Below are 13122 nucleotides of genomic sequence, written 5' to 3'. Positions count from 1 at the left end.
GCGTTCAGCGGTCCACAGCGAGCGTGAGCGTTTCCTTGATCTCTTCCATCACCACATAGCTGTGCGACTCGGCCGCCACGGGCAGCTTCTTGAGGATGTCGCCGAGCAGATGCCGGTATTCGCTCATGCCGCTCAGGCGCGCCTTCACGAGGTAGTCGAAGCTGCCGGAAACGAGATGGCATTCGAGCACCTCGGGCATGTGCAGCAACTCCTGCTTGACCTTGTCGAACACGTCACCGGACTTGGCCGAGAGCTTGATCTCCACGAACACCAGGAGCGTCTTGCCCAGCGCCTCGGGCGACACCCGCGCGTGGTAGCCGGTGATGACGCCATCGCGCTCCATGCGCTTGACGCGCTCGGCACAAGGCGAGGCGGAGAGGCCGATGTGCTCGGCCAGTTCGGTCATCGAGACACGGCCCTGGCGCTGCAGGAGGTCGAGGATCTTGCGGTCGATTCGGTCGAGTTCTGGCATTTCACTCCGCGGGCCGCATTGGGCGATTTTTGGCAGTGGATTTCACCGCCAAACCATAAAAAACAATGGAATCCACTGCATTGTGCACTTTAGATTCCACGCATTCCACCTGAATCAGCGAATACACCATGAAAGTCATCGTTCTCGGCGGCGGCGTGATCGGCACCACCACGGCCTACTACCTCGCGCGCTCCGGCGCCGACGTGACCCTGCTCGACCGGCAGTCCGGCCCCGCGGAAGAAACCAGCTTCGGCAACGCCGGACAAGTGTCGCCGGGCTACTCCACGCCGTGGGCCGCGCCGGGCATTCCGCTGAAGGCGATCAAGTGGATGTTCAAGAAGCACGCGCCACTGTCGATCCGCCCCGACGGCACGCTGTTCCAACTGCGCTGGATGGCCGCGATGCTGCGCAACTGCTCGCCCGAGCGCTACGCGGTCAACAAGGAACGCATGATGCGCGTGGCCGAATACAGCCGCGGCTGCCTGCAGCAGCTTCGCGCCGACACCGGCCTCGCGTACGAGCACCGCACCGGCGGCACGCTGCAACTCTTTCGCACGCAGGCGCAACTCGATGCCGTGCAGCGCGACATCGCGGTCCTCGAGGAATGCGGCGTGCCCTACGAACTGCTCGACCGCGACGCCCTCGCCCGCATCGAGCCCGCGCTGGCCGGCGCGCGCGACCGCCTGACCGGCGGTCTGCGCCTGCCCAACGACGAGACTGGCGACTGCCACCTCTTCACCCGCGGCCTCGCCGATATCGCGCGCGGCCTGGGCGTGGACTTCCGCTTCGGCCAGGCCATCGACGGCCTCGAAACCGATGGCGGCCGCATCACCGGCGTGCGCACTACCACCGGCAAGATCCTGACGGCCGACCGCTACGTGATGGCCTTCGGCAGCTACTCACGCGCCGCCGTCGCCTCGCTGGGCCTCGATATTCCCGTCTACCCCGTCAAGGGCTACTCGCTCACCGTGCCACTGGTCGACGAATCGCTCGCCCCGCTATCGACGGTGCTCGACGAGACCTACAAGGTCGCGGTCACGCGCTTCGACAACCGCATCCGCGTCGGCGGCATGGCCGAGCTCGGCGGCTTCGACCTGCGCCTGAACCCGGCCCGCCGCGCCACGCTCGAGAAAGTGGTGAGCGACCTGTTCCCCGGCGGCGACCTGCCGAGCGCCACCTTCTGGACGGGCCTGCGCCCGATGACGCCCGACAGCACGCCCATCGTCGGTGCCACGCGCTATGCGAACCTGTTCCTCAACACCGGGCACGGCACCTTGGGCTGGACCATGGCCTGCGGCTCGGGCAAGCTGATCTCGGACATGGTGATGGGCCAGCAGCCCGACATCCGCACCGACGGGCTCGGCATGGACCGCTACGAGCAGGCGCCGTCGCGCGGCACGCGGCCGAGCCCTGTCACGGCACCGGCCTGACAGAGCGGCGACTCAGGCAGCTTTTGCGATGGGGATCGTGGCGCACTCCATACCGCGGTAGACCTCCGCCTCCCCGTGCTTCGCGAGCAACTGCATCAGGTGCTTGCGGATCAGCATGCCGGGCCGATCCGACTCCATCGAATACTCGACGCCGCGCCGGCGCGTATCGACCAACGCATCGGGGTCGGTCGATTCGAGGATGTCCTTGTCCTCGCGCGTGATCTCCGCGTCGAAGTCGATCAGCATCTGCGCCGCGCAGTCGGCCTCGGTGTCGTTGCGGAACAGCCATTGGCACAGCTGCATGCGCCCATCGTCGATCGGCGTGAAGCAGTTGATGATGATGTGGCGCACGCCGCTCGGGTACTCGATGTCGAGCCGGCGCGAGAACGGCAGGAAGTAGGCGTTGCGCATGTGGCGCGTGGTGATGGCATCGGTCACCCCGCTGATCGCGTGGAACTTCACCGGGTTCGTCGCCTCGATGACCGTCTCCGCGTAGAAGCCCGATTCGTTCTCCACCAGCTCGTACTTGCTCGGCTTCGGGCTCGCAGCCACGCCGAAGGTGGCGCGGTGCACGAAGCTGAAGTGCGAGTTGTCGAAGGAGTTCTCTAGCGCGCGCATCGGGCTCGTCTGCCACTCTTCGTAGAACTGGAAGATCGTGCGGTAGCCCGGGTCGGTGAACTCCGGAATCTCGGGGATGTCGGCGATGGGCTCCTCGAGCGCCACCCACGCGTAGCCGTAGCGCGCGGTGCAGCGGTAGGCGGTGGTGCGGTACTCGGGCGAGATCTTGCGGTCGGCCTCGTACTGCGGGATGCGGATCACCTGGCCGCTGCGGTCGTACGTCCAGCCGTGATAGCCGCACTGGATGGCGCCCTGCCCGCAGGCCTTGCCTTCGCCATCGACGCACCAGCCCTTCGAGAGCTTCGCGGTGCGGTGGCAGCAGCGGTCTCGCAATGCGGCCGGCTGGCCGCTGGCGTCGATGAAGAGAACGATGTCTTCGCCCAGCAGCCGGAAAGGCTTCGGGCCATCGGCCAGTTCGGTGAGCGGCATGACGGCATGCCAGAACTTGCGGAAGACGGGTTGTTGGGTAACGAGCATGCGTGGACTCCTTCTGTTGCGCGTGGGTACGTACGAACTTGAAAGAGCAATTTCCTGCCTGGATGCGTGGGCATCGCGCGGCTGAACGCTTCTACTCTGCGCAACCTGCCTTGCAAATTGCGCGCCCGGATTGTGGCGCGCCCCGTTGGCCGATGCACGCTTTTCCGCGCAAAGCCCGAGCAAAAGCCCTTGGCATGCGTCGTGCATGGATGTGGGCAAGAGTAGAAGCGTTCAGCAGCGCACGCACCACGAAAGTGCGCCGCCCGGAAATTGCTCTTGAAGCGCCTTCTGCTCTTGTGCAGGGGATTCAAGACCACCGATTCCGAGGCCCCACCATGCAACGCCGATCCTTTCTCGCGGTCACCTCCGCCGCTGCAGCCACGCTTGCCGCCCCCTCCGTCATGGCGCAGGGCGCCGGCAAGCTCACCCCTGTCAAGTTCACGCTCGACTTCCGCATCAACGGCCAGACCGCGCCGTTCTTCCTCGCGCACACCAAGGGCTACTACAAGGACGAAGGGCTCGACGTGACCATCGACATCGGCGCCGGCTCGGTCGCCTCGATCACGCGCATCGCGAGCGGCGTCTACCAGATGGGCCTGGGCGACATCAGCTCGCTGGTCGAGTTCAACGCCCAGAACCCCGGCACGCCGATGGTGCAGGCCGTGTACCAGTACTACAACCGCGCGCCCTTCGTGATCATCGGCCGCAAGGACCGCGGCGTGAGCGGCGACTTCAGGAGCCTGCAAGGCAAGAAGGTCGCCGCGGCCGCCGTCGAATCGACCCGTCGCGCCTGGCCCCTGGTCGCGCGCAAGCAAGGCATGCGCGCCGATGCGTTCCAGTGGCAGACCACCGATTTCAGCGCACGCGACAACGTCATGGTGCGCGGGGACGTCGATGCCGCCACCTACTTCCACGACTCGGCGATTTCGCTCTTCGCGCGCATGAAGCCCGAGGAGCTCTCGGTGCTGAAGTACGCGGACGCGGGCGTCAACCTGTATGGCAACGCGATCCTCGCGAGCAGCAACCTCATCGCGCAGAACCCGAAGGTGGCTGCCGCCTTCCTGCGCGCGACCAACCGCGCCATCGTCGAGACCTTTGCCAACCCGGCGCCCAGCATCGCCGCCATGCGCCAGCGCGAGCCCATCCTCGACGAGAAGATCGAGCTTGAGCGCTGGGGCGTCACGGCGCAATATGTCGGCGCGGCGGACACCCGAAGCCACGGCCTCGGCGACATCCGAAAGCTCACGCTGGAGCAGCAGGTCGACGAGGTGGTCGAGGTCTTCGGACTCAAGGTCAAGCCCCCGGCCGACGCCATCTTCAACACCTCGATGCTCCCATCGCGCAACGAACGCATGATTTCCACCAAGGCATGAATTTCAACAGCACCCACAACACCAACACCTCGCTCCCCGAAGAAACCGCGCTCGACGAGCGCGACGGGCGGTATCTGCGCAAGGCCATCGGCTGGTCGCACCTCGCGCGCCGCCGCGGCAACCGGCCCTTCGGATCAGTCATCGTCTCCGCCGATGGCGAGGTGCTGGCCGAGGCCTACAACAACACGGGCGAGACGGGCGACTGCACCGGCCACGCCGAGACGAATGCAATCCGCGCGCTGGCCGGCCGCGGCATCCCGCGCGAAGCGCTTGCGGGCGCCACTCTCTATGCCTCGGGCGAACCCTGCGTGATGTGCGCGGGCGCGATCTTCTGGTCGAACATCGGCCGCGTGGTGTTCGGCATCGACGCCGAACGCCTGCGCGTGTTCCGCGGCGAACGGCAGGACCAGCGCGATGCGGAGCTGTCGTGCCGCGACGTGTTCCGCGCGTCGCCGCACCCGATCGAATGCATCGGGCCGGCGCTGCTGGACGAATCCGCCGCGGCGCACGACGGCGCCTGGAAGGTCTGACCGGCGCGGCGGCTGGATAGACTCGACGCATGCCTTGGCACGCCCGTCTCCACCTCGATTACAAAAAAGAAGCCGACCGCACCGTCGCCCGTTTCCGTCACGACGGGCCGCTGCGCATTCTGCAGAGCCTGTATCCCGAAGGCGATGCGATCTGCCACAACGTGCTGGTGCATCCGCCGGGTGGATTGGTCGGGGGGGACACGCTCGACATCGACATCGAGGGCGCGGATGGCAGCCATGGGCTGATCACGACGCCGGGTGCCTCCCGCTTCTATCGCTCCGAAGGCGAGCTGGCGCTGCAGCGCACGCGCATCCGGCTTGCCAAGGGCGCGCGGCTCGAATGGCTGCCGTTGGAGGGGATCTGCTACAGCGGCTGTCAGGCGGAGAACCGGCTGACCATCGAAGTCGAACCGGGCGCCGAGATGATCGGTTGGGACGTGACCGCGCTCGGCTTGCCGAATGCGAACCAGCCGTTCGAGCGGGGCACCTATCTGCAGCACATCGAAGTGCCGGGGGTGTGGCTGGAGCGGGGGCGTATTGATGCGGCGGATCAGCGTTTGCTGCAGAGTCCGCTGGGCTTCGGCGGCCACAAGTGCATCGCGTCGCTGTTCTTCGTGTCGGGCTCGCCGGCGACGCGGGCGCGACGCGAAGTGCTGCTGGGGCATGCGCGCAGATTGCTTGAGGCGCACGAACTGTTCGATAGCGCTGGTGCGACCAGCCCGCATGGAGAGGTGGTTGTGCTGCGTGTGCTGGCGCCTGTGGTGGAGCCTGCGATGCAGTTGCTGCGACAGGTGTGGCAGGCGTGGCGGGGAGAGTTGTGGGGATTGCCGGCAGCTACGCCGCGGATCTGGTCGACCTGAAGAGCAATCCCGCAAGTCCGCCTCATCGGGGATGGTGAGCAGATTCTGACAACGGGTCCGGCGGCGCATCTTCCAGGAATTCGATGCTGCGCAAAAGGCAGATCGCTTGAGGCGTCATGTCTGCGCGCGGGTCGCGATGGATATCTTTCAAGTAGCCCATTTCGTTGTTGCCGCAAATGGCCTTGGGGCCGCGAACGATGCAATAGAACAAGGTGCGCTGGCGAAAGCGCTCATCTCCAACGGTGTCGTCCACGGCAACAGCCCAGCCGCGCGCGTTGACTGAAACCAGGTCATGAAAGCTGAGCGCGTTGAGCCGACCCATCTCCATGCTCGATTCGTTGTCATTGGATCGCCAGCCCCCATTACCCACAGGGACAGCCCAACCGTTGCGCACATGTCCTTCATTGGCAGGGTAGCAACTCAGCCCCAGAATCCATTCGCCGGGAAACAACCTCAAACCTCTCAAAATTAACGCCCCGCCCCCGCGTTCACCGTCGGGGCGATATGCGATTGAAAACTCGGACGTCTCGGGTCTGGCGATCCTTATGCGGCAGCCAGGGCCGAAATTGGCGACGGTCGATGCTCGAATTTCAGGAAATATGGGTTTGACTACCGCTTGGCCGTGAGCGCACCAAGCGCACGCATACGCCATCAAAAATGCGATCAGTCGCGTCATGCAACTCTCCTAGGGGCATAGCCCTCTGGGAATTCCAGGCTGAGCGCGCCCGCCGCATCGGGAAATTTTTCTTCCGACAGCACGGCGATGGCATATCCGTACGCACAGCAACGCGAATCGAAGCCGTTCAACGCCGGGCTATATGGGCTGGCGATCCTGGCAGGCAGATTCACCGCGGCGGACGCTTGCCAAAATGCCAGGCTGCGGTAGTAGACCCGTGATCCTTGCCCATTGACGGTAGTAACCACAACGCGGGCGAGCGCGTGCGCCGCGTCGGCATACTGCGCCATTCTGAGCGATGCCCAATAGAAACCGGCACTGTCGGATGGGGCCAGCGCGTCTTCTCCCGGCGCCGATCTGGATCCTCCTTCGACGGCAAGACGCCACGCCACCATTTCCTGGGTCAGCGCCGCAAAGTTGCCGTCCTGCATGGCGGCTTTGTTTCGAAGGCCGATGCTTTTGCCCTGCTCTGTGGCCTGCGCGGCCGTCAACGCCCCCTTCAACCCCGGAGAGATTGGTCGCCCACGCCATGTCCAATAGGCGATGTAATTGCTGGCATGGGTGAGTTGCAGGAATCCGCGACCATGCCAAGGCGTATACCAGTAAGTCGATCCGCCGCCTTCGCTCAGCCTTCCAAGCCATCCCGTTTCTTGAATCGCATTGCCCAAAAAGCAGGCTTGCCGCATCGGCGTATGGACGGCGTACTTGCGCATCATCCGATTGAGCGGAACTCGATGATCTCTCAGCACGGGATTGTTCTGTGCATCGCCATTGCGCACTGGAATCGACTCCCACAAGTACCCCTCGGCCCCGCTGCGCGGCTCCCTCCCATAGCGCAATGCATGTGTGGGGACAAGTTGTTCGAACTCCTTGCCGCTCAACCACCCGCACTTGCGCACCAGCCCTACGAACTCCCCCGGATGAAACCGCCAATCGGCATCCAGAAACGCCTTCGGCAGATCGGCAAAGGTGACCGCACGCGCATGCTTCACAAAGCGATCCCACTTCTGCGCGCCCGTCGCATCGTCGTCCGTCGACTTGAAATCTTCGGTCTCCAGCCAGCCGTAGCGGGCTTCAATGGTCGTGCGATCCCACTCGCTCGGGAACTTGCAGATCGCGCGACGAAGCTTCGTCCTCACGCTCGCATCACCCAGCCGCATCGCCAGCTGCGTACGCTCCATACGTTGTTCATTCTTCGGGTCGGGATCGCGGATCAGCGTTTTCATGTGCAGCGAGTCGCATCGCAGATCCACATTCGGGTCGTCGTCGAAGCAGTTCCAACCCATGACCGGCAGGAAGTCCGCGTCGCTGAACTTGAAGGTGCCCGGTGCATTCAGATCTGCCCAGACCTCGCCTGCGGGCGTAGCAACCTTGCGCCAATGTGCAGCGTTGGCCGGCAGCGGATCGGTTCCGAGATTGCGTCCGAAGCGCAGCAACTCGTACCAACCGCTGGGGCTGCTCGTGGCGCGGGTGGGTGCGTCCAACGCACTGTGGCGGTCGTTGCAGACGGTGTACAGGTCGTATTCGAAACTCTGGCTTGCTGAGGCCTTGTCGGCGGCCGGCACGTTGGCAGCAACGATGTAGTCGTATCGACTGTCGCTCCTTGGTGCACCGACTCGTGCACCCCATCGGTCGTAGCTCACGAGTGTTGTGGCACCCTTTTCGCTGGTGATCTGCACCCATTGGGCAACCTGCAGAATGCTCGGCGGGAAGCGATCGGATGCGGCGCTGCCTACGCCTGCAGCTGCACCAACCACGCGCAGCTGACTGGTGGGCATGCTCGTACTGGCAGGCGTACCTGCTGGCAAGTAGATGTAGACACTGCCGAACACGCTATCGGTACGACCATCGGCCACAGGCGCCGGCGGATCCAGCGGATCGACCCAGTTCGGCCCGCGCCGGGTCAGCCGCCGGAGATTCGCCTCGTCGCAGCAGATCTCGAAGTGAATCTGCCCCTCGTGTCCGTAGATTTGACCGGGCGTTCCCAATTCATCCTTGCGATAGACAGCATCGCCGACTGCCCACGGGGCCTTCGTCTTCGGGCTGTGCGCAATGCTGGCCAGGTGCATGCAGGCGCTGTAGTAGACGACCTCGGTGACGGCGTTTCCTTCGGCACCGAGCTCCGTCCTGTGTTCGACGACGACGAACCCGTCGCTGGTCCATGCCGGCGTAGGTGTGTCGGCATGAAAAGGGTTGTAGTTGAGCGGGTGCTTGACGTCGTTGTTCGGTGCCGTCGGTGTGTGGACGAAAACCACCTTGCCGTCGGCAATCGCCCGCACGGGCAAATGCCTGCCACCGGACCGAGGCGCCTGAATGTGAATCCCGTTGTGCCACCCCAGCTTCAGGCTCAAGGGAAACGAGCCTTCCGGTGCGTTGGTGCTCGCCAGCCGCGATGCGGGCTGCGCCATTGCGGCGTCGAGCCAGGCTTCTTCGGATTGCCCGGCGCGATCGGGCAGAAAGGGAGGACTGATGATCATGCCGGCGCTCAGAGAGAAAAAGGGAAAGCCGCGTCCTTGCGTGAAGCAAGGGTCAGCTCAGGGCGCGGAAAGGCGGCCACCTCGACCGGCCTGCTCATCGGCCCAACCAGGGCATGGCTGGCCGCATGCTCGACCCACTGCCCCTGGGTGCCATGCTCGATGCCCTGCGCATTCCAGCGGCTGAAGCTGCCGCCGCCGTTGATCACCACTTCTTCTTTCGCCGTGATCGTGATGCGATGGGCGGCATGCTTGATATCGAGCTTGGCCAGCAGGTGAATGCTCTGCTGCAGCGCCTTGAGTTCGATGTTCGCGCCGGCCGCCACCAGTCGGATGCCCGCCTTGTACGAGAACATGCGTATGGACTCCTTCACGCTGACCAGAAAACTCTTGCCCGCACTCACGCTGGTGTGCCCACCGCTCGTCAATGCGTGATGCGCGCCGCTGGCCATGTGGGTGGACTGCGCCGTCGTGCTCTCGATGCCCGCCGGACTGGCCAGCACGAGGTGTGGCTCGGCCAGTTCAGGGAAGCTGCCTTCGGCTCCGCTCCCACCCGTCCCCACGATCGCGTCGTTCTGCGCCTTCAGCGCCAGGATCACTGCATCCTGGTCACCTGTCGCGTGGGCTTCGGCCTGCTGTGCCGCCACCGACAGGTTCTCGTGCTGCTCGTAGCTTCCTGTGAGGCGCGCCAGCGTCTCGTGCATGGACTTGATATGGCCGCGGGCATTGGCGCGCGTCTCGGTCGTGATCAACAACCCTTCCGCGGCTCTTACGGCACCATGCCCGTCGGTGCGCAGTTCGAACCCTTCGCCGCGCGGATCCTTGCGCCCCGCGTTGTCTTCGATGCGCGTGATGTGCCCCAGGCTCAGCTGACTGTGCAGGTGGTCGGACTTGAGCTGCGCCTGGATCTTCGCGTCTGTGTCGTCCAGGACCAGGTGATTGCTGCGGCCCGCAGCGCTGTTACCGCCTTCCTTCGTCAGTTCCCTCGACCTGAACCCCGAGAGCGCCGCCTGGCCGGGCAGCGCCCACGGCGGCAGGTTCGACTGGTTGTGCACGCGCCCCGTGCAAACCGGCAGGTCCGGATCGCCGCCGATGAAGTCGACGATGACTTCCTGCCCGATGCGCGGAATGTGCACGCCGCCCAACTGGTTGCCGGCCCACGACGAACTCACGCGAATCCAGCAGCTGCTGTGCTGATTCTTCCGGCCCAGCCGGTCCCAGGGAAACTGAACCTTGATACGGCCGAGTTCGTCGGTCCAGAGGTTCTGGCCTTCGGGTCCCACGACAACGGCAACCTGGGGGCCGTGCGTGAAAGGCTTCGAACGAGCGAGCACGGGACGAAGCACTTCGACGACGGGATGGGCCGTCAGGTCGACGCTGATGCGCCACTGCTGCTTTCTGTCTGCCGCAGCCTCCTTGACCTGGCTGTCCTGCGCGATGTCCTCGATGAGGAAGCGCGCCTCCAGGATCAGGTACTCGATATTGGCGCGCTCGCTGGGATGCTTTTCGAGCTTGAACGTGCGGCCCGCTGCCATGCCGCGCAGATTGCCGCTGGCCTGCATTCGCGCCCCGTGCGTGCGCAACGCCTGCATGCGCAACAAGGCGAACTGATGGCCGTCGCCCTGGGGATCGTTGGCGGCCTCTGTGCCCGCCCGAGGTTGCGCATGGTGGCTGCCGGCGCGCGGATGATGCCATTGGTAGACCTCCTGGTCGGCTTGCCCGGTCGGACGCGGCGCCTTGCGGCTCGCGCCCAGGTCGGCGCGAGGCCGGGTGTAGTCGTAGTCGCGGGTCGCATAGCGGCCGCTGGTGAGCTGATGGCGGGGAACAACGCTGTGGAGGTATTCGGTATCGGGTCTCCAGCCCGGCGGGTGGTACTCGATCTGCCGATACGCCGCGTTCTCGCTGGTGCCGTATGCGCCCATCCCGTCGCAAAGAACGAGGCGATGCTTTTCTTCGGCGTGCTCGAAGTGATAGCTGATGCCCCACTCCTCGCAGAGACGACAGAAGAAATCGAAGTCGCTCTCGTTGTACTGGGTCTGGTAGTCGCGAACCGGATACGTTTCCATCAGGCGCTTGTCGAGCGGGAAGGCGTAGTCGGCCAGCAGCGCATCGAGGATCTGCACCACGCTCAGGTTCTGAAAGATCCTGCAGTCGACGGACAACGTGGCCAGGTGCAGCCATGGCCGCAAGGTGAGCCTGTATTGCACATGCCGCCCTTCCTCGCCCCAGAAGGCCGCGTCGGTGATGAGCGCGTTGATCTCGCGCGGCGCGCCTTCGTCGAGTTCGATGAGGCAACTGATCTCTCGCCCGATGAAGTCATCGAGGTTGAAATCCGCCGCACCGCTGGCACCCAGGTTCAGGCTGTCGGGCGTCTTGAGCAGCAACTCGTATTCGAAGAGCTCGTTGACGCATTCCCGGCCCGACAAGCGCACAGGCTCCAGCGCCGGGCGGCCTAGGAAAACAGGAATGGCGGGACTTTGGATTTGGAGCGTGCGTGAAGAAGGCATCGCCGCAGTGTTCCGGCTGGCCCGGGATAACACTGAGAACAATGGTCACCCATGCGAGCCCACGGCCATAAAACCGCCGATCACAGGAGATATGTCATGCCTCGCCGTCAGGCCGGCATGTCGGTCCGCGGCAACCGCAGGTGTTTCTTCAACGTCTCGAACACCTGCCGCGTGACCGGGTTCACCACATGGCTGCGCACATACAGGTAGTACGCGAGATCAGGCAGCCGCGGCATGCCGTCGCCCGCGCCGAGCACCCGCAATCCCGCATCAAGCTGCTCCACGCCTCGTGCGGTCACACCGAGCCCCGCCCTCAGCGCCGCCTTGATGCCGATCAGGCTCGACGATGTGTACCGCGGCGTCCACGCCACGCCCGCGGCATCGAGCGCCTCGTGCCCGATGCGCCGGAAGATGCTCGGCCCGTCCGCCATGATCAGCGGCACCGGCTTCGTCGGGTCGTGTACATAGCTCGCCGCGCACAGCCATACGGTGGGCGAGTTGCGCAGCACCACGCCTTCGAACTGCGCCTGCGGATCGGCGCGGTTGGAGATGATCATGTCGACCTCGCCGCTCTTGAGCGAAGTCATCAGGTACGGGCTGCGGCCGATGTGGATGTCCAGTTGCAGCAGCGGCGAGGTGCGCGCCACCTCGGTCAGCAACAGCGGCAGCATGGTCTCGGCCACGTCGTGCGGCGCGCCGATGCGCAGGTTGCCTTCGAGCTGGCCCTGCCGCAGGCTCCTCAGCGCTTCGTCGTTGAGCGCGAGCATGTGGTGCGCATAGCTCAGCAGCCGTTCGCCGTGCTCGGTCAGCCGCTTCTGCCGGCCGTGCTTGATGAAGAGCGGGTGGCCGATCTGCTCTTCCAGCCGCTGCATCTGCTGCGTGATCGCCGACTGCGTGCGCCCCAGGTGGACGGCAGCCGCCGCAAAGCTGTGATGGCTGACAACAGCCGCGAACGAGCGCAGCAGTTCAAGATCGAGCGTGGGCATACATTAATTTTATTGATGTGTTTCTTCTGCCGCTTGGATTGTTGCGTCACGCCGCCGTCACTACAGTGAATGCACACCAAACAGGCAACCCCACTGGAGAAACCGCATGAGTACCCCTTCCGAGCAACGCCGCCAGGCGGTCGAAGCGTCGATCGGCGAAATGAAGAAAGCCATCGGCGGCGCTGAACCAACCCGCGAAAAGCTCGATGCGGTGCTCGATTCGCTGCAAGGCCTGGCCGCCCACACCGCGTACTGGGGCGCCGCCGACTTTCCACCGCCCGAAGCCGGCGAGCACCAGGCGCGCTACCTGATTGCCGAAGACCCCGACCAGAGCTACGCGCTTTACCTGAACGTGATGCGCCCGGGCAAGAAGATCGTGCCGCACAACCACACCACCTGGGCCTGCATCGCGGCCGTCGAAGGCACCGAGCACAACCGCGTGTATACGCGCACCGACGACGGCTCCGTGCCGGGCGTCGGCAGGCTCGAGGAGACGGCGCTGGTCGTCGTCGCGCCGGGCCAAGGCATCGCGCTGATGCCCGAAGACATCCACTCGGTCGAAATCCAGGGCGAACAAGTCATTCGCCACCTGCACATGTACGGCCGCGCACTCGAGACGCTGAACCAGCGCACCGCCTACGACCTTGCCGCCGGCACGTACCAGACGATGGGCATCGGCGTGCAGACGCGCCGCTAGGCCTCTTCCTTCTTCGATTCAT

At 64.7% G+C, this 13122-nt stretch carries 11 protein-coding genes; 5 read left to right on the top strand and 6 right to left on the bottom strand.

Annotation, left to right across the window (positions count from 1 at the left end):
* Window positions 1–4: 4 nt before the first annotated feature.
* Window positions 5–472, bottom strand: coding sequence for a winged helix-turn-helix transcriptional regulator (locus ACSFA7_RS32835; RefSeq protein ID WP_176659586.1), 468 nt, complete (start codon window positions 470–472; stop codon window positions 5–7).
* A gap of 128 nt (window positions 473–600) precedes the next feature.
* Here ACSFA7_RS32835 and ACSFA7_RS32830 point away from each other — a divergent pair, with 128 nt between their 5' ends.
* Window positions 601–1902, top strand: coding sequence for a D-amino acid dehydrogenase (locus ACSFA7_RS32830; protein ID WP_435503237.1), 1302 nt, complete (start codon window positions 601–603; stop codon window positions 1900–1902).
* A gap of 12 nt (window positions 1903–1914) precedes the next feature.
* Here the strand turns inward: ACSFA7_RS32830 and ACSFA7_RS32825 are convergent, their stop codons facing one another.
* Window positions 1915–2997 (bottom strand): aromatic ring-hydroxylating dioxygenase subunit alpha, encoded by a 1083-nt coding sequence (locus ACSFA7_RS32825; RefSeq protein ID WP_435503236.1) that lies wholly within the window; start codon window positions 2995–2997, stop codon window positions 1915–1917.
* A gap of 335 nt (window positions 2998–3332) precedes the next feature.
* On the opposite strand from ACSFA7_RS32825, the gene ACSFA7_RS32820 reads away from it, so the two are divergent.
* Genes ACSFA7_RS32820 through ACSFA7_RS32810 form a run of 3 tightly spaced genes read left to right on the top strand, consistent with a single transcriptional unit; the run spans window position 3333 to window position 5760 of the window.
* Complete coding sequence (locus tag ACSFA7_RS32820) at window positions 3333–4370, top strand: ABC transporter substrate-binding protein (RefSeq protein ID WP_435503235.1); 1038 nt, start codon at window positions 3333–3335, stop codon at window positions 4368–4370.
* The gene (locus ACSFA7_RS32815; protein ID WP_435503234.1) at window positions 4367–4900 is read left to right on the top strand and encodes a nucleoside deaminase; all 534 of its coding nucleotides are present in this window, start codon (window positions 4367–4369) and stop codon (window positions 4898–4900) included. The genes ACSFA7_RS32820 and ACSFA7_RS32815 overlap by 4 nt, the downstream gene beginning before the upstream one ends.
* 29 nt (window positions 4901–4929) lie before the next feature.
* A complete protein-coding gene (locus tag ACSFA7_RS32810) occupies window positions 4930–5760 on the top strand; it encodes an urease accessory protein UreD (protein ID WP_435503233.1) in 831 nt (276 codons plus the stop codon).
* A gap of 22 nt (window positions 5761–5782) precedes the next feature.
* Here ACSFA7_RS32810 and ACSFA7_RS32805 read toward each other — a convergent pair whose 3' ends face one another.
* The 4 genes from ACSFA7_RS32805 to ACSFA7_RS32790 form a co-directional block, all read right to left on the bottom strand.
* Complete coding sequence (locus ACSFA7_RS32805) at window positions 5783–6436, bottom strand: hypothetical protein (RefSeq protein WP_435503232.1); 654 nt, start codon at window positions 6434–6436, stop codon at window positions 5783–5785.
* Window positions 6433–8913, bottom strand: a complete 2481-nt coding sequence (locus ACSFA7_RS32800) for a hypothetical protein (protein WP_435503231.1) — start codon at window positions 8911–8913, stop codon at window positions 6433–6435. Before ACSFA7_RS32800 ends, ACSFA7_RS32805 begins: the two co-directional genes overlap by 4 nt.
* A gap of 8 nt (window positions 8914–8921) precedes the next feature.
* A complete protein-coding gene (locus ACSFA7_RS32795; RefSeq protein ID WP_435503230.1) occupies window positions 8922–11417 on the bottom strand; it encodes a type VI secretion system Vgr family protein in 2496 nt (831 codons plus the stop codon).
* 107 nt (window positions 11418–11524) lie between these two features.
* Window positions 11525–12403 (bottom strand): LysR substrate-binding domain-containing protein, encoded by an 879-nt coding sequence (locus tag ACSFA7_RS32790; RefSeq protein WP_435503229.1) that lies wholly within the window; start codon window positions 12401–12403, stop codon window positions 11525–11527.
* A gap of 106 nt (window positions 12404–12509) precedes the next feature.
* Between ACSFA7_RS32790 and ACSFA7_RS32785 the strand changes: the two genes are divergently transcribed.
* Window positions 12510–13100: a cysteine dioxygenase family protein gene (locus tag ACSFA7_RS32785; protein WP_435503228.1), complete on the top strand. Its 591-nt coding sequence runs from the start codon at window positions 12510–12512 to the stop codon at window positions 13098–13100.
* The last annotated feature ends 22 nt before the right edge of the window (window positions 13101–13122 follow it).

Source organism: Variovorax trehalosi (assembly GCF_051216415.1).
GTDB lineage: Bacteria > Pseudomonadota > Gammaproteobacteria > Burkholderiales > Burkholderiaceae_C > Variovorax.
This window is presented reverse-complemented; position numbering and strand designations above follow the sequence as displayed.